This window comes from Thiomicrorhabdus cannonii, assembly GCF_013391695.1.
Taxonomy (GTDB): Bacteria; Pseudomonadota; Gammaproteobacteria; order Thiomicrospirales; family Thiomicrospiraceae; genus Thiomicrorhabdus; species Thiomicrorhabdus cannonii.
The window spans coordinates 371,083-388,754 of the sequence record NZ_JACBGH010000001.1 but is presented as its reverse complement, the minus strand read 5'-3'; the positions used below and the strand labels follow the sequence as shown (position 1 = coordinate 388,754).

Sequence of the window (17,672 nt, the reverse complement as noted above, 5' to 3'; positions counted from 1 at the left end):
TTGAGTTTTCAGTGCGGTTTTTTGGCTGAAAACAGATAAGGGAATAGCGCCGCTTTTTGGGCGTCATCCAGATTGCAGACGCGCTCGATATTGCGTTCCGGTATCTGCTCCGGATGCGGGTAGTGTTCCAGCATTTTTTCCAGACTCGCCTCGCGGATCAGATGCAAAACCGGGTAGGGGGCGCGGTTGGTGAGGTTCTCGCAGTCTTCCGGCCGGGTTTCGGCAAACTGGTAGTGCGGGTGGAAACTCGCCAGCTGAAAATGCCCTGTCCAGCCTTGCTCGTCAAGCAGCGCTTCGGCCTGGTCGAGAAAGTCGTTGTAGTCGTAAAAATCGCCGAGCATATTGGGTACCACTATAAGGGTGGTTTCGATCTCTTGCGGACGGTGTTCCGCCATGATTTCCAGTTCGGTTTCCAATACATCCAGCAGGCAGTCCACGTCGGTGCAGGCAGTGACGCTGATTCTGACCTGTTTGTCCAAAAACGGTTTGGCCGCGAAAGGACAGAGGTTGAGGCCGATGACGACCTGTTCCAGCCAGCGCTGGATGTCTTCGACGATGGGGGCGTGTTCGGGCAGATTGTGCATGGTAAAAACCTCTTAATTGGCCTCTTAAATAACCAGTTGCTGCAACAGCGAAGTGTTCTTGAGCGCGACGTTTTCGCCTCTGGCGTGGCGGGTGACGGCTTCCAGGGTGTTCTGGACGGCGTCATACACATAGACGCTGAGCTTGTCGCAGGGTTGCAGAAACTCGCTTTCGCCAAAGGCGGTATAACTGGTCGCGCCCAGGCTGATCATAATCTGTTCAGGATACTCCGCTTCGCGCAGAATTGCCGCCAAATCTTCCAGCGGACCGAAATCGGCCTGATGATTGAGCTTGTCGATAATCCACTCTTTCAGCTGGCCGTAGAAGTAGTTGTAGGTCAGCACCGGACTGTCTTCGCCGTAGGCGTGCAGTTGGCCGTCGCGTTCCACAAACGAGGCGATATGAAACGGATCCATTTCGCCGCCGCGCTCGAAACGCGTCAAAGGCAGAAAATCGGCCGACACGCCTTTACTGTTTTCGCCCCAGTTTTTCTTTTCGCTGATCTTTTTGGCGCCTTCCTTGCGGATTGAGCAGTCGTTGAAGGCGGCGAAGGCTTTGGGGGTGAGGTCGCTGACGCGATGGTCGACATAAGTGACGCCAAATACCACGCAGACTTCCGCCTCAAGTTGCAGATGGGCGTTGTGCTCCATGGCTTCAGGGTAACGGATCGTATCGTGGCTCAGCGGATAGATGCCGGTAAAGCCGGAACTGCCCGGCACGTAATAGGGAAAAAGCCCTTTGGGGGCGTTTTCGCATGCGGTGGTGACGTTGACAAAATCGGCGTTTTCGCCGGCTTGCTCCAAATGGTGGGCAAAGTTACCGGCAATACCGAGGCAGAGCGTGTGGTGCAGATAGAATTTCATAGTGTTTGTTGTAAGGTTTGGCGTTAAAAGAAAAACGGCCGCAAGAGCGGCCGGCTGTCGGAGGGCTTACTTTCTACCCAACATACGTTTTAGGGTATTGTCTTTGTAAACCAGATGATGCTTGAGCGCACCGGCAATATGCAGGGCGATAATGGCAATCAGGCTCCAGCCGAAAAACGCGTGAAACCCTTCGGCGATTTCATGCAGGTCGTGGTTCTCATCCACCAGCGTAGGCAGGGTGAAGAACTGGAAGAAACTGACCTCGTGGCCGCCGGCGTTCGACATGATCCAGCCCGAAATCGGCATCAGCAACAGGGCAAGATAAAGCAGCCCTTTAACGCTGTGACCAAGGATGTGTTCGAATTTGTTGTTGGAAATCTGCTCCGGATTCGGGCTCAGTTTCAACCAGGCCAGGCGCAGCAGCATCAGCATCAGAATCCCCACGCCCAGCGATTTATGCAGGCTAACCAGCTCGAACTTCTCTTCGCCTTTCGGCAGCTCGCCCATATAGATGCCGATGGCAATCGCGGCAATCACCAGAAAGGCCGAAAGCCAGTGGTTGGCGCGGCTTACCAAGCCGTAACTGTCAGGGGTGTTTTTCAATTCCATTTGTATTCTCCCGGTTGAAAAATTAATAGAGTAAACCTTGCAAGGTGCGGCGCGCCTGCGCAACCCATTGCGGATGGGTCGGCGCCAGCATCGCAAACAGTTGGATTAAGGCTTTTTGCGCAGCGCCTTCATTATAGCCACGATCGGTTTTGAAAAGGGTAAATAACGCTTCCATCGCCTGTTCGGGTTGATTGTGCAGCACCAGATAGCCGGCCAGCGCGTAGAGCGCCGCCGGATTTTGCGGATTCTCGCCTAACGCCTGTTGTATGCTGGGCAGGTCGTCGGCTTCGGCGACAATGCCGGAAAAGAACAACAGGCCCAGAGTGCGTTTGCCGTCGGCGGACTGTTTGGCTTCGTCCGGCAGTTTGTCGAACAGCGTCTGCGCCTTGTCCAGATGGCCTTGCAGCAGGTACATCTGCACCAGATCGAGGTGCACCAGAAAATTGTTGGGATTAACCGCAGTCGCCTGCGCCAGCAGTTGCAGTGCCTGCTCGGGGTCGCCTTCGGCAAAAGCGATCTGTGCCTGCTGGCGCAGCACGTCGGAGGCTTCGGCGGGCACATGCGGCGCAAGCAGTTCGCGGTATTGCTGTTCAGTCAGCAGTTCATCGCTTTGCGCGACGATTTCGCCTTTCACAATCAGTTTGCTGGTCGGGGCTTGGGTGACGCCAAGGCGTTGCGCGATTTCGCTCTGCTGGCCGATATGCACTTTGGCGAGAATGAAATCGCCGGCGCGCTGCTGCGCCAGACCAATAAGATGGTGCACGGCGGCGATGCTCGGTTCGTTCTGCGGTTGCCAGAATTGCAGCCACAGCGGAATCTTGTGGGAAAACTCGATCAGTTCGGCGAGGTTTTCGGCACTGACATCAACGATATAGGCTTGTTTGGTTTGTTCTGTCATGTGATTTTTCAGCTTTGCTTTAAGAGCGCTTTAAGGGTGTAAAGGGCGTCCAGCGCCATTTTAGGTGTCATCTCGTCAGGGTTCAGACTCTCAACCGTCTCTTTCAGGGCTTCGGCGACCGGATCGGGCGCCGGCTCGGCAAACAGCTCGAACTGCTGCTGCGGCACGCTGCGGTTTTGCGGCTGTTGCAGGCTCGCCACGCTCTGGTTTTCCAAACTGGTCAGATGCTGTTTGGCGCGCTTGATGACCGCCTGCGGTACACCCGCCAGCGCCGCAACTTGTAGCCCGTAACTCTGCGAGGCGGGGCCCTCCTGCAACTGGTGCAAAAAGACAATCTTGTCGCCGTGTTCGATCGCATCCAGATGGACATTGGCCGTATTTGAGAACTGTTCGGCCAGTGTGGTCAGTTCAAAATAGTGGGTGGCGAACAGACAGAAACCCTTGATATGGGTGGCCAAATGTTCCGCAATCGCCCAAGCCAGCGCCAGGCCGTCAAAGGTGGAGGTGCCGCGGCCGACCTCGTCCATCAGTATCAGCGATTCGGCGGTGGCATGATGCAGGATATTGGCGGTTTCGGTCATCTCCACCATAAAGGTCGAACGCCCCGAGGTCAGGTCGTCGGAGGCGCCGATGCGTGTGAAGATGCGGTCAATCGGGCCGATACGCGCTTCGTCAGCCGGCACGTAGCTGCCGATATACGCCATCAGCGCAATCAGCGCGGTCTGACGCATATAGGTCGATTTACCGCCCATGTTGGGGCCGGTGATAATCTGCAGCTGGCGTGCCGGATTGAAGTCGGTGTCGTTGGGAATAAAAGGTTCTTTGGAGAGCGCTTCAACCGTCAAATGACGGCCTTTTAAAATGAACAGGCCGGGTTCGTCGGCGAGTTGCGGGCGGCACAGATTCAACGCCTGCGCCTGCATGGCCAAATTGACGAGCACGTCGAGTTCCGCCAGCGCCAGCGCGGTGGTTTGCAACGCTTTCAGCGATGCGTTGAGGGTTTCCAACAACTGCTGGTAGAGCCATTTTTCGCGCGCCAAGGCTTTTTCGCCGGCGCTCAATACCTTGTCTTCAAAGGTTTTGAGTTCGGGGATGATGTAGCGTTCCTGACCTTTCAGCGTCTGGCGGCGCTGATAGTCGGCCGGTACCTGTTCGCTTTGCAGTTTGCTGACTTCGATATAGTAACCGTGCACGCGGTTGTAACCGACCTTGAGCGTGCTGATGCCGGTGCGTTCGCGTTCGCGCTGTTCGAGTTGCAGCAGGTAGTCGCCGGCTTCGTGTTTGAGGTTGCGCAGTTCGTCGAGTTCGGCATCGTAACCTTCGGCAATCACGCCGCCGTCGCGGATCAGCATCGGCGGATTGTCGCAGATGGCACGATCCAGCAGTTCGGCCAATTCGGGATAGCGGCCGATCTGTTGGCCAAGCTGCAGGAGTTTACCGGCCTGTTGAGTTTCCAGAAGCGTGTGCAATTCGGGCAGGGTTTGCAGGGCGCGACCCAGTTGCAACAGGTCGCGCGGGCGTGCCGAATAGAGCGCGACACGGCTGAGAATACGCTCCATATCGCCGATCTGTTTGAGCGATTGGCGCAGCAAGGTGTCGTTTTGCTGCTGGATCAGGTCGTCGATGGCATCCAAGCGCGCATTGAGCACAGTCTGATTGCGCAGCGGCTGGTTCAACCAGCGCTTCAGCAGACGGCTGCCCATGGCGGTGGCGGTGTGGTCGAGAATCGCCGCCAGCGTGTTATGCGTGCCGCCGCTGAGATTGAGGTCGATTTCCAAATTGCGGCGGCTGATGGCGTCGAGCACCAGGGTGTCGTCGGTCTGGTAGGTGTGCAGACTGTGCACATGTTCCAGACCGTTTTGCAGCATGGTTTTGGCGTAATGCAAAATGCCGCCGGCCGAGGCGATGACCGCCGGTTTGCTTTCGCAGCCGAATGCCAGCAGGTCCTGGGTTTTGAAATGGTCGGTCAGGCGTTTTTTGGCGCTTTGCGGCTCGAAATGCCAGGCGGGGTAGCGGACCCGGCCTGTTCGGTTTTGAATGGCTTCCGGCAACGCGGCCAAGAGCGCATCGTCGTCGGACAGCAGCAGTTCGGCCGGTTTGAGGCGTTCCAGTTCGGCCGCCAGTTGGTTGACGTTATCGAGTTGTGTCGCCTCGAAACGCCCGCCGGCGACGTCCAGCGCCGCCAAGCCGAACAGTCCGTTGTGCAGGTTGATGGCGGCCAGCAGGTTTTCGCGCGACTCTTCCAGCAGGATCTCTTCCACCAAGGTACCCGGTGTGATAATGCGCACCACCTTGCGTTCCACCGGGCCTTTGCTGGTGGCCGGATCGCCGACCTGTTCGCAGATGGCGACCGATTCGCCGAGTTTGACCAGTTTGGCCAGATAACCGTCGGCGGCGTGATGCGGAATGCCCGCCATCGGAATCGGCTGGCCGGCGGATTTGCCGCGAGCCGTCAGGGTGATATCGAGCAGGCGCGCCGCCTTTTGGGCGTCTTCGTAAAACAGTTCATAAAAATCCCCCATGCGATAGAACAGCAGATGGTTGGGATGCTCGGCCTTGATGGCCAAGTATTGATGCATCATTGGGGTGTGTTGCTGGTTATTTGTCATTGATTTGATGGGGTAAAGATTAAAGGGCTTGTTGAATTCAGGTTTTCTGCAAGCGTTGCTGTGCCGCCTTGGACGCCAATACTAACATAAAACCCCATGCTGTTCCTGCGATTGAAATAAACCTATCGGTGAAATGCGCGCTGCAGATAGTTTAGTGAGAATGGGCATTGTGCAGTGCGTCTATGATTTTTTTAATTTAAATTGTTGTTTGTAACATGGATTTTTATCCCATTCATTAAAACCGCTCTTACTCCGATCAGACAGTACCTTTACTTCTAATCGTCAGGAAAATTGAGCTCCCTATTTTTTGGGGGCTAATTAATTTTCCTTTCTGTGGGGGAGTGTTTCGGAAAATATCGTTGCTGATATGGTGTCTCATTGCTTTATTGATTTAATATGACCATATAGGTTTTTGATTAGTTCGTATCCACTGTTAATAGTTCCATACCCAAGGCCGTATTCCAATGAAAAAGCTTAGTCTAAAAAAAGTTATTGCGCTTATCCTGTTGATTGAGGTCTTTCTTTTGGCATTAGTGCTATGGGTTCAGCAAAGGAACGAGCAGATTACAGCTGACTTTGTCCTGTTTTATAAAGAGTTTGATGAACTGCACCATTTAGCGGATTATCTTAGACAGTCATCAGATGACCTGACACGATTTGCCAGAACTTATGTCTTTACCGGCGATTTGAAATATCGAGAAAACTTCACGCATATTGTTAGGATGCGAAACGGAGAAGAGCCTCTCCCGCAAAACTCGACACCCACCTATTGGAATTTGCCTGAATCGGTAAGAACCGAAAAGCATCCCCCTGGCTTAGAAAGATCCTTTGAAAGAAGGTTAATGGAGTCTTCTGCTACCGATTATGAAAAATCAAAGTTGCAATTAGCACACAAAAATTCTGATGCGTTAGCACAGTTTGAAAATAAAGCATTTGAAATTTTTGAGCGAAGTCAGCATGACACCAAGTTTAGTCAGCGACAAGCTTTGGAATTGCTCTACGCTGGGGAGTATTTGGAGGCGAAGCACGCTGTCATTGCGCCAATCGATGATTTCTATTTTTCGCTGCATAATCGATTAAGGCTAGAAGAAACGAGAGTCGAAAACGAATTAAAGTTAAATTCAACTTATCTGTTACTAAGTGTTTTCGCGTTTATTTTAATCAATCTGATCGCATTTAATTACCTTTATCGGCAAGTTTTAAGGTCTTACAGAGAGGTTCAGAATTCAGAACTTTTTCATGCCAACATCGTCGATAGCACCGTCGACGCTATCATTACAGTGAATGAGCAAGGCAGAATTAAATCGTTCAATAAAGCCGCCGAGACCTTGACCGGATATTCAAGAGATGAAGTCATAGGGAAACTACCCGATATCTTTGTGCCCAAGGAACTCAATATTAGGCATGAACAAGTGATCGGCAATTATTTGCGGACAGGGCAGAAAAATGTGATTGGTAAGCTAGTCGAGAATGAACTGATTAGAAAAGATGGTGTTGCCGTACCAGTTTCACTTAAAGTCGGAGAAATTGTGTTTGACGACAAGCGTGTCTTCACGGCAATCATCTCGGACATCAGTGCGAATAAAGCCTATGAACAATCCTTATTAGACGCTAAACAAAACGCCGAAAGTATGGCGCGTGTAAAGTCGGATTTTCTGGCCAATATGAGTCATGAAATTCGCACCCCTATGAATGCAATTCTAGGAATGCTTTATTTAGCTTTGATGGACGATAAGTTATCCGACAAAACCAAAAGTTATATCTATAAGGCCAACCACTCAGCTGAAATGTTGCTAAGGATTATTAACGATATTCTCGATTTTTCTAAAATTGAGGCTGCCAAATTGCACATTGAGCAAACTTCATTTTCCATGTGGGATGTTTTGGAAGATTTGGTGGATATTGTAAGCATGAGTGCACTTAATAAGGACATCGAGTTGATTTACTCGATGGACCCTAAGATGCCGACAGAGTTTATAGGTGATCCGCTTCGAATCGGCCAGATCCTTCTTAATTTGACTAGCAATGCCATCAAGTTTACAGAGCCGAATGGAGAGGTCGTCATCTCGATCAGTTTGCAGGACGAGGAGTACGATAAAAAAACTAAACAGAAAAAATGTGTCCTAAAAGGCTCTGTTAAGGATACGGGTATTGGAATGTCTGAAGAGGTTTTATCGAAAATCTTCCAACCTTTCTCACAAGCTGATTCATCAACCACTAGAAAGTTTGGCGGCACAGGGTTAGGTTTAGTCATCACGCATAAATTGGTTGAGATGATGGGGGGAAGCATCTCTGTAACCAGTGAAGTTGGAAAAGGCAGTGAGTTCACGTTTACGATAGAACTGCTTGAACAGGATATGGAAAACCAAGAATCAGAAAAACTGTCGTCCATCTTGGGTGAGTTAAATATTCTGGTTGTTGAAGACAATGTGACCTCTCGCATCATTCTCACCAAAATGTTGGAGAACTTTGGATTCAGGGTCACTATGGTAGAAAGTGGAGAGGAGGCTATAAAGCTTCTTCATGACTCAGAAGACGCCATTTCTTTCGATATCATTATGATCGATTGGTTCATGCAAGGCATGGATGGTATAGAAACTATCAAATACATTCAGGATAATTTTGCTGAATATTTACTCAAGATTATTATGGTTACCGCTCATGGCGTCGAGAAATTGGCTGAAGTGACGGATGATATAAAAATCCATCACTTTATTAGCAAACCCATAACATACTCGAGTGTTTATGATGCCATTGTGGATGTGATTGGCGGTAAAAATGGCAAAGGGGTGTTTGACAAGCTTAAACTACACCATGAATCTATTGAGAATGTTGCCAAACAGCTACATGGGGCGCATTTGTTATTGGTTGAAGATAACAATATCAACCAAGAGTTAATTGTTGAGTTGATGAACGCTCAAAATATCTCCGCTAGCATTGCAAATCATGGGGTCGAAGCCTTGGAGCTGTTAAAGGCAAATGAATTTGATGGCGTTTTAATGGATTGCCAGATGCCGGTTATGGATGGTTTTGAAGCAACGCGTAGAATTCGTGCAATGCCGCAGTATGCAAGTCTGCCAATTATCGCTGTTACAGCCAATGCGTTGGAAGAGGATAGAGAAAAAGCGTTGGAATCTGGAATGAATGATTTAGTCACTAAGCCGATTAGACCAGAGGAATTGTTTTCAATAATGGCTAAGTGGATATCGCCAAGCAATCGAAATAATGTTTTCCGTACTTCACAGTCCCAAGCATCAGATGAGAAGGTCGAGCTTCCTCAAGAAATCGAGGGTATAGACATTCAAAAGGGGATGGAAACCACAAATTACAATAATCAGCTTTATTTGAAGTTGCTAAAAAAATTTGCGGATTCGCAAAAGAGTTTTAAACATGAATTTATGCAAGCCATTAAGGTTGGGGATTGGAATCAGGCGCAGTTGTTAGCCCATACTTTAAAGGGGCTTTCTGGAAATATTGGCGCGTCAAAGATATATGAAGCTGCCAAGCAGCTGGAAAAGATGTGTGACGGGGAAAATAGAGAATTAGAAAAGGTGGTTACCCAACTTGAACATGTTAATAAAGCGTTGTTAGTTGTGTTGAACGGTTTGTCAAAAGTATTGATGAATGATGTGACACCTGAATCTCAAATAGAAGCAACAGCCCCTTTTGATAAGGATAGCTTTTTAGAGCAGTTGGTTTTATTGAAAGCGTTGTTGAAAGAGGATGATTTTGATGCGGTGTCTTTTATGGACGAAATAAACAAAAAATCCATGCCAAAAAAAATTGCTGGGGATTTTCAAGCTCTGAATAACAAAGTGAAAAGTTATAAGTTTGATGAGGCGTTGATTTGGGCTGAAAAAATAGAAAGTAGGCTGTTATCTTAAAAAGCGTTCAGCTATTTATATGGATTTAAAATTAGTAATAACAAACGGTTATAGTCTTAGCGAGTCCTGCGGGCAGAATGGAAGAATGTAATGGATAAAACCAAAAGTACCCTGTTAATTGTGGATGATACGCCTGAAAATATTGATATTTTATCTTCAGTCCTGGGGCAGGATTATAAGATCAAAGTGGCTTTGAATGGTGAAAGAGCCCTCGCGATTGCCAACAAAGTTCCACGACCAGATTTAATTCTTTTAGACATCATGATGCCGGAAATGGACGGTTATGAAGTTTGTGAACGCTTGAAGAGCAATCCTGCAACGCGGTCCATTCCTGTTGTTTTTGTAACGGCTATGGTTGAGGAAGTGCATGAGGAGAAGGGACTTGCGCTAGGGGCTGTGGATTACATTACCAAGCCGGTAAAACCTTCCATTGCCAAAGCTAGGGTAAAGACGCATCTGGCCTTGGCTCATCAGAGTCGGGAGTTAGAAAAAAAGGTCGCATTGCGTACCAAAGAATTACACGATACTCGCCTGGAAATTATTCAGCGACTAGGTAGGGCAGCCGAGTTTAAAGACAATGAAACGGGGCTTCATGTCATCAGGATGTCATATTATTCAAGGTTTATTGCAGAGTCTTTTATCGATGATGAACAGTCCGGATGGCCAGAGTTGCTTTTCCAAGCAGCGCCAATGCATGACATTGGTAAGATTGGGATTCCAGACAAGATTCTTCTTAAAAAAGGAAAGCTGGATGAGGATGAGTGGGCATTAATGAGGCAACATCCCAGGTTTGGTGCCGAGATTATTGGAAAACACGAATCCGGGCTGTTAGCGATGGCTTATGAGGTGGCGTTAGCTCATCATGAGCGCTGGGATGGGCAGGGCTATCCAGATGGAATTAAAGGTGAAGAAATACCTCTTTCTGCAAGAGTTGTTGCGATTGCAGATGTATTTGATGCGTTGACGACCGAGCGTCCATATAAAACAGCGTGGAGTGTTGAAGCGGCTACAGATTACATTCAGCAAAATGCAGGTTCTCACTTTGACCCAGAATTGGTGCCTCATTTTGTTCGTTCATTACCAAGAATCGTTGATATTAAGAGCAAATTTGAAGAAACGGCTTGCTTTGATTGAGTGGTTACCGTTTGATTAAAATTGGGTGTTTGTACCACGTCTAATTCACAGGACTTATTCTGATTTTATTGTGTGGCATTAGCCCTTCTACTGAAACCAAGCATCTCATCAGTAAAGACTATCTCGGTAAAATATTCAGTGAATCATGTGCCTGAACCTGGTTGCAATATTCTTGCCATTGAGCATTTTCACATTTTGCTTCTTCGTCTATTCGGAATCAATGTGAGTTTAATAATAGATTCTAAATAGACGTTTCTTTTCGAATAACAGAATTTTATTTTAATCACTTTTTCCCTTTTTAATAGGGCATTTGTATCAGATCATTTGATATTTGGGGCGGCGTTTGCTGACGGGGTTTTGCTCATGTTATTCCGGAAACGGTCACTCAAAAGGATAAAGTTGGATAAGGTTGAATAAACCCTAAAAACGGGTATGCTAGGGCATATTATCGTCGATAGCAATGATGGAGTCGTTAAAGATGGGATTTGAAACCTTGGTGAAAGAAGTAGGTCAGGCATTGGTGGACCATGGCACGATGGTGGTGACGGCGGAATCCTGCACCGGTGGCATGATCGCCGAGGCGTTGACGTCGATCGGCGGCAGTACCGCCTGGTTTGATCGCGCTTACATCACCTATAGTTATGAGTCCAAAAAAGAGATGCTGGGCGTCAAGGAAGCGACGATTCAGAAAAAGGGCGCGGTGAGCCGTGAGTGCGTGGAGGAGATGGCGCTGGGCGCGTTGCAGCAGTCGCACGCCAAGGTGAGTGTGGCGTGCAGCGGTATTGCCGGGCCGGGCGGCGGATCGCCGGATAAGCCGGTGGGCACGGTGTGGATCGCCTGGGCGATGCAGGGGCACGACAAGGTGGAGAGCCAGACGTTTCTGTTTGACGGCGACCGCCAAGCGGTGCGCGAGCAGACCACCGAGGCGGCATTGATGGGGATTATGAAGCTTTTGAATACGCAGGGGTGAAAAACATTTTATTAGGCAGGGTGTCAGCCTTGGACGCAGATGCGCCGCTGAAAATTGTTTATTGCCCTGCTAGGATTTAAATGCGAATTATGGGATAATCCCGCGGTTATTCAGGCGCTTAAGTCTCGTCAAAAGGCGAGGGCAAAATCGACTTAATTATAGACCTGATATCGACTTGAGAAAGTTTTCTAAAACCTGATAAATGTCAGGTTTTTTATTTGCTGACGGAATCATAAAAAAGCGCGGCTAAAGACGTCAAAGCCGCGCTTTTTTAGCCTGAAGAATGGGCAAAAATTTAAAAAAGCCAAGGTAAAGGACCGTAGAAAGATGGATGAGAATAAGCAAAAAGCACTGGCCGCCGCTTTGGGCCAAATTGAGAAACAGTTTGGTAAAGGTTCGATCATGCGCATGGGCGACAGCACCGTATCGCGTGATATAGAGGCGGTTTCAACCGGTTCTTTGGGCTTGGATATGGCGTTGGGCATAGGCGGTTTGCCGCGCGGCCGTATCGTTGAAATCTACGGTCCGGAATCTTCCGGTAAAACTACGTTGACGTTGCATGCGATTGCCGAAGCGCAGAAAGCCGGCGGTACCGCGGCGTTTGTGGATGCCGAACATGCGCTGGATCCGATCTATGCCGAAAAACTGGGCGTGGATATCGACAACCTGTTGGTGTCGCAGCCGGATACCGGCGAGCAGGCCCTGGAAATCACCGATGCGCTGGTGCGTTCCGGTGCGGTGGATATTGTGGTGGTCGACTCGGTCGCAGCCTTGACGCCTAAAGCGGAAATTGAAGGCGATATGGGCGATTCCCACGTAGGTCTGCAGGCACGTTTGATGTCGCAGGCGCTGCGTAAGTTGACTGCCAATATCAAACGCACCAATACGTTGGTGATTTTCATCAACCAGATCCGTATGAAAATCGGCGTGATGTTCGGCAGCCCGGAAACCACCACCGGCGGTAACGCGTTGAAATTCTATGCATCGGTTCGTCTGGACATCCGCCGTATCGGTGCGATCAAAAAAGGCGAAGAGGTGCTGGGTAACGAAACCCGCGTGAAAGTGGTCAAGAACAAGGTGGCGCCTCCGTTCAAACAGGTGGAGTTCGACATCCTCTACGGTCAGGGTATTTCCCGCGAAGGCGAAATCATTGATTTGGGTGTGCAGGAGAAACTGATCGAGAAGTCAGGTTCCTGGTACAGCTACAACGGCAGCAAGATCGGTCAAGGTAAAGACAATGCGCGTCAATATCTGATCGACAATCCAGAAGTTGCCCAGGAACTGATGGCGAAGATCAAGACCAATATGATGCCGGCACGCGGCGGTAAAGCCAGTGCAATGGTTGAAAACGCCGAGAGCGATTTCCTGGACATGGCTGAATAAGCCGGTCCATACGGAAGGGATAAGTGAAAGAGGCCGAAGCCTTTCTGCGTGAACGTGGTTTGCTGTCGGACAATGCCGGGCAACCGCAAGGTGCGACCGATTATTTTAGCGACAATCCGTTTGACGATGGCGAGGAAGCGGCAACGCTGGAGCGAGCGCTAAGGCAGCAGATTGAAGCCAAAGCGGTCGCGCTCCTGGCGATACGCGAGCACGGCGCCAAGGAACTGCGGCAAAAACTGCTGCAGAAGTTTGTGCGGTTTGGACAGAATGCCGATGTTGCCGAACTTGAAAAAAACGCCGAAAAAAACTCAACAGGCCGGGTCGCCGAACTGGTTGACGAGGTGCTGGCGTACTGCAAAGAGCAGAACTGGCAGAGTGACGAGCGTTATATCGAGCAGGCGGTGGCATCGATGATGGACAAAGGCCAGGGGCCTTTGAAAATCGGTCAGAAACTGCAGCAGGCTTGCAGCGATAGCGGTGCGATTGAGGCCGGGCTGGATATCGGCCAGGCCGATTGGCTGGAGGTGATGCGCGAGGCGCTCATCAAAAAATACGGCGATGTGCATAAGCCCGCCAATCGCAATGAGCAGGCCAAGCGTATGCGTTTTTTGCAAAGCCGCGGTTTTCCGGCCGAGTGGATTTGGAAAGTGTTCCGTTAGTTTGCCGTTGGGCGGGCTGACAACAGAATTGTTCAGAATTGATTTATACATTTTTAAGGTTTTAACCCTATGACCAGTGCAGAAATCAGAAAAGCGTTTATAGACTTTTTTGTGAAGAAGCAGCATACCGCGATTCATTCGAGCCCGGTAGTGCCAGCCAATGACCCGACGCTGTTGTTTACCAATGCCGGGATGGTGCAGTTCAAGGATACCTTCCTGGGATTGGAAAAGCGCGACTACAATCGTGCGACCACCGTGCAGCGTTGTATTCGTGCCGGCGGCAAGCACAACGACTTGGAAAACGTCGGTTACACGGCGCGTCACCATACGTTCTTTGAAATGTTGGGTAACTTCAGCTTCGGCGATTATTTCAAGCATGAGGCGATCGCCTTCGCGTGGGAATTCCTGACCAAAGAGCTGAAGCTGCCAGAAGAGAAGTTGTGGGTCACGGTCTTTGAAGAGGACAAGGAAGCCGAAGACATCTGGTTGAAAGACGTGGGTGTGTCGGCCGAACGTTTCTCGCGTTGCGGCGCCAAAGACAACTTCTGGTCAATGGGGGATACCGGTCCTTGCGGTCCTTGTACCGAAATTTTCTATGACCACGGTGCGGATGTCGCCGGCGGGCCTCCAGGGTCACCTGACGAAGACGGCGACCGCTATATCGAAATCTGGAACCTGGTGTTCATGCAATTCGACCGTTCGGCCGACGGCACTTTGACGCCGCTGCCAAAACCTTCGGTGGATACCGGAATGGGCTTGGAGCGTCTGGCGGCGGTCATGCAGGGTGTGCATAACAACTATGACATCGATCTGTTCCAGGCGTTGGTGAAAAAAGCCTCCGAACTGACCGGTGAAAAAGACCTGACCAACAGCTCGTTGCGCGTGATTTCCGATCATATCCGTTCCTGTTCGTTCATTATCGCCGACGGTGTGATGCCGTCCAACGAAGGGCGCGGTTATGTATTGCGCCGCATTATCCGCCGTGCGATTCGCCACGGCTACAAATTGGGCCAAAGCCAGCCGTTCTTCCATCAACTGGTGGGCACACTGGTCGAGCAGATGGGGGCGGCCTATCCGGAATTGAAAGCGGAACAGGCTAACGTAGAGCGTGTATTGAAGCTGGAAGAAGAACGTTTTGCCGAAACCCTGGAAAACGGCATGAAGCTGTTGGAAGAGTACATTGCCGGGATGACGGGAACGGTCATTGAAGGCGAGATGGCGTTCAAATTGTATGATACCTACGGTTTCCCGGTGGATTTGACGGCCGATGTGGCCCGTGAACGCGGGTTGAGCGTGGATGAAGCCGGTTTTGAAAAAGCGATGGAAGCGCAGCGTGAGCGTGCGCGTTCGGCCAGCAGCTTTGCCGGTACTGCGCAAAGCCGTGTGGATTTTGAAGGTGAAACCCAGTTTATCGGTTATATGAACGACGAGGCGGATGCGAAGATTTTGGCTATCTTTGTGGACGGGCAATCGGTGCAGAGCATCACTGAGGGTGAAGCGGCCATCATCATTCTCGATCAGACGCCGTTCTATGCGGAGTCGGGCGGTCAGGTCGGCGACAGCGGCAGTTTGACCGAAGGCATGCACAGTTTCCATGTGGATGATGTGCATAAGCAAGGCAAGCTTTTCCTGCATCACGGCAAAGCCACGACGGGCACGATTGTCGTGGGTCAAACCATTCACGCCAAGATTAATATCCAGGATCGCCGCGCCAGCGAGAAGAACCACTCGGCCACACACTTGTTGCACGCCGCACTGCGTAATGTCTTAGGCACGCACGTGCAGCAGAAAGGTTCTTTGGTAAGTCCGGATCGCCTGCGTTTCGACTTCTCGCATTTTGAGCCGATCAGTGCGGCGGATTTGCGCAAGATCGAGCAGATGGTCAATGAAAACATCATGCTGAACAATCCGGTTGGCACTAACGAGATGGATATCGAATCGGCTAAGGCGATGGGTGCGATGGCGTTGTTCGGTGAGAAGTACGGCGATATCGTCCGCGTGGTCGATATGGGGGATTTCTCGGTCGAGCTGTGCGGCGGAACGCACGTTAAATCGGTCGGCGAAATCGGGCCTTTCCGTATTGTTTCGGAAAGCGGTATCGCGTCCGGGGTGCGTCGTATCGAAGCGGCCACCGGCGAAAAAGCCTGGGCGATGATCTACGAAGACGAAGCGCGTCTGGAGCAGATCGCGCAAACCGTTAAATCCGATAAAAACCTGGTCGCCGACAAAGTGAATCAGGTCATGGCCGATTACCGCACGCTGGAAAAAGAGCTGAAACAGTTGCAAGCCAAGATGGCGGCATCGCAAGGCGCGGATTTGGCCGGCAGTGCCAAGGAAGTGAACGGCGTGAAGATGCTGGCGGCGAAGATGGAAGGCGCGGATAGCAATACCCTGCGCGAAACGCTGGACAAGCTGAAAGACAAGTTGGAACCAGCCGTCATTATTCTGGCGGCGGTAGAAGGCGATAAGGTCAGTTTGGCGGCCGGCGTCAGCAAGTCGGTGACCGATCGTTTCAAAGCCGGCGAGCTGGTCAATCATGTTGCCCTGCAGGTTGGCGGTAAAGGCGGCGGGCGTCCGGATATGGCGATGGCCGGCGGTAAAGATCCAAGTAAACTGGATGAGGCGTTGGCTTCGGTGGAAGCTTGGGTTTCATCCAAGTAAGTTGTATAGCGATAACGAAGAAGACATAAAAAAATCATGGCATTGATTGTTCAAAAATACGGCGGTACCTCGGTAGGCAATATTGAGCGTATCCAAAATGTGGCGAATAAAGTCGCCAAATTTGTCGATGAAGGACACCAGGTGGTGGTCGCTGTTTCAGCAATGAGCGGTGAAACCAACCGTTTGGTTGCTTTAGCGAATGAGGTGCAAAAGCGCCCTTCAAAACGTGAAATGGATGTGCTGTTGACGACGGGTGAGCAGGTCACGATCGCCCTTCTGAGCATGGCGTTGCAGGAGAAAGGTTATCCGGCCGTTTCTTATACCGGTTGGCAGGTGCCGATCAAAACCGATGAGGCACATACCAAAGCGCGTATCGAAGCGATTGATTCGCAGAAGATTTTCGATCAGCTGAATGCCGGTAAAGTGGTAGTGGTTGCCGGTTTCCAGGGCGTGACGCCGGAAGGGGATATTACGACGTTAGGGCGTGGTGGTTCGGACACGACTGCGGTGGCTCTGGCTGCGGCCTTGAATGCCGACGAGTGCCAGATTTACACGGATGTGGACGGCGTTTACACCACCGATCCTCGTGTGGTGCCCAAAGCGAAACGACTGGATCGCATTACGTTCGACGAAATGTTGGAAATGGCCAGTTTAGGCGCCAAAGTATTGCAAATCCGTTCGGTAGAGTTTGCCAGCAAATACAATGTGCCGTTGCGTGTACTGTCTTCGATGCAAGACGGTGGCGGTACCCTCATTACTTCAGAAGAGAATTTTAAGGACAACGAGATGGAAAAACCTCTGATCTCCGGTATTGCGTTTAGCCGCGATGAAGCAAAGTTGATGATTTTGGGTGTGCCTGACAAGCCGGGCGTGGCTTATCAGATTTTAGGGCCGATTTCGGATGCGAATATCGATATCGATATGATTATCCAGAACCAAGGTGTTGACGGTACTACAGACTTTACCTTTACCGTAGCGCGCGGCGACTTGGCACCGGCTTTGGAACTGCTGCAAAGCACAGCCAATAAACTGGGCGCACGCGAAGTGTTGTCTGACGATTCAATCGTTAAGATTTCGATGGTCGGTGTGGGCATGAAGTCGCACGCGGGCATCGCCAGCCGTATGTTCAAGACCTTGGCGGACAACAATATCAATATCCAGATGATCGGCACGACTGAAATCAAGATTTCAGTGGTGATTGAAGAGCGGTATTTGGAGTTGGCGGTACAGTCTTTGCACGACGCTTTTGAACTGGACAAGTGATATTCTTGTTGGTTTCATGAAAACCCGCTCCGGCGGGTTTTTTTATGCCTGATAAGAGGTTTCGAGTGTTAGGCTTACTTATCGGGTAAAATAAAAAAACTGAATTATATAGGCATAAAAATAAGCATACACTGATTGTCACTCATTCTAAATGATA

Annotated in this window: 12 protein-coding genes; 7 read left to right on the top strand and 5 right to left on the bottom strand. The window is 50.2% G+C overall.

The annotated features are described in order from the left end of the window. Window positions 1-8 precede the first annotated feature (8 nt). The 5 genes from HZ297_RS01920 to mutS all read right to left on the bottom strand — a co-directional run bounded on the left by HZ297_RS01920 (window position 9) and on the right by mutS (window position 5,534). Window positions 9-584, bottom strand: a complete 576-nt coding sequence (locus HZ297_RS01920; RefSeq protein WP_178861282.1) for a DUF1415 domain-containing protein — start codon at window positions 582-584, stop codon at window positions 9-11. 24 nt (window positions 585-608) lie between these two features. Next, window positions 609-1,445 carry a DUF5718 family protein gene (locus tag HZ297_RS01915; protein WP_178861281.1) on the bottom strand — a complete coding sequence of 279 codons (837 nt, stop codon included), beginning with the start codon at window positions 1,443-1,445 and terminating at the stop codon, window positions 609-611. A 66-nt stretch (window positions 1,446-1,511) separates the two neighbouring features. Continuing rightward, the gene (locus HZ297_RS01910; RefSeq protein WP_178861280.1) at window positions 1,512-2,054 is read right to left on the bottom strand and encodes a cytochrome b; all 543 of its coding nucleotides are present in this window, start codon (window positions 2,052-2,054) and stop codon (window positions 1,512-1,514) included. Between the two features lie 22 nt (window positions 2,055-2,076). Further along, window positions 2,077-2,952, bottom strand: coding sequence for a tetratricopeptide repeat protein (locus tag HZ297_RS01905; RefSeq protein ID WP_178861279.1), 876 nt, complete (start codon window positions 2,950-2,952; stop codon window positions 2,077-2,079). A gap of 8 nt (window positions 2,953-2,960) precedes the next feature. Further along, entirely contained in the window at window positions 2,961-5,534 is a 2,574-nt protein-coding gene (gene mutS, locus HZ297_RS01900) for a DNA mismatch repair protein MutS (RefSeq protein ID WP_439333563.1), read from the bottom strand. Window positions 5,535-6,025: 491 nt separating this feature from the next. Here mutS and HZ297_RS01895 point away from each other — a divergent pair, with 491 nt between their 5' ends. The 7 genes from HZ297_RS01895 to HZ297_RS01865 all read left to right on the top strand — a co-directional run bounded on the left by HZ297_RS01895 (window position 6,026) and on the right by HZ297_RS01865 (window position 17,515). Further along, window positions 6,026-9,445 (top strand): response regulator, encoded by a 3,420-nt coding sequence (locus tag HZ297_RS01895; RefSeq protein WP_178861277.1) that lies wholly within the window; start codon window positions 6,026-6,028, stop codon window positions 9,443-9,445. Between the two features lie 90 nt (window positions 9,446-9,535). After that, a complete protein-coding gene (locus tag HZ297_RS01890; RefSeq protein ID WP_178861276.1) occupies window positions 9,536-10,579 on the top strand; it encodes an HD-GYP domain-containing protein in 1,044 nt (347 codons plus the stop codon). A gap of 478 nt (window positions 10,580-11,057) precedes the next feature. After that, complete coding sequence (locus HZ297_RS01885; RefSeq protein ID WP_178861275.1) at window positions 11,058-11,549, top strand: CinA family protein; 492 nt, start codon at window positions 11,058-11,060, stop codon at window positions 11,547-11,549. A gap of 327 nt (window positions 11,550-11,876) precedes the next feature. Next, on the top strand, window positions 11,877-12,932 hold the full coding sequence (gene recA, locus HZ297_RS01880) for a recombinase RecA (protein ID WP_178861274.1): 1,056 nt from the start codon (window positions 11,877-11,879) through the stop codon (window positions 12,930-12,932). 23 nt (window positions 12,933-12,955) lie between these two features. Beyond that, window positions 12,956-13,591 carry a regulatory protein RecX gene (locus HZ297_RS01875; RefSeq protein WP_343034750.1) on the top strand — a complete coding sequence of 212 codons (636 nt, stop codon included), beginning with the start codon at window positions 12,956-12,958 and terminating at the stop codon, window positions 13,589-13,591. A 69-nt stretch (window positions 13,592-13,660) separates the two neighbouring features. Next, window positions 13,661-16,252: an alanine--tRNA ligase gene (gene alaS / locus HZ297_RS01870; RefSeq protein ID WP_178861273.1), complete on the top strand. Its 2,592-nt coding sequence runs from the start codon at window positions 13,661-13,663 to the stop codon at window positions 16,250-16,252. 36 nt (window positions 16,253-16,288) lie between these two features. Beyond that, a complete protein-coding gene (locus HZ297_RS01865) occupies window positions 16,289-17,515 on the top strand; it encodes an aspartate kinase (protein WP_178861272.1) in 1,227 nt (408 codons plus the stop codon). The last annotated feature ends 157 nt before the right edge of the window (window positions 17,516-17,672 follow it).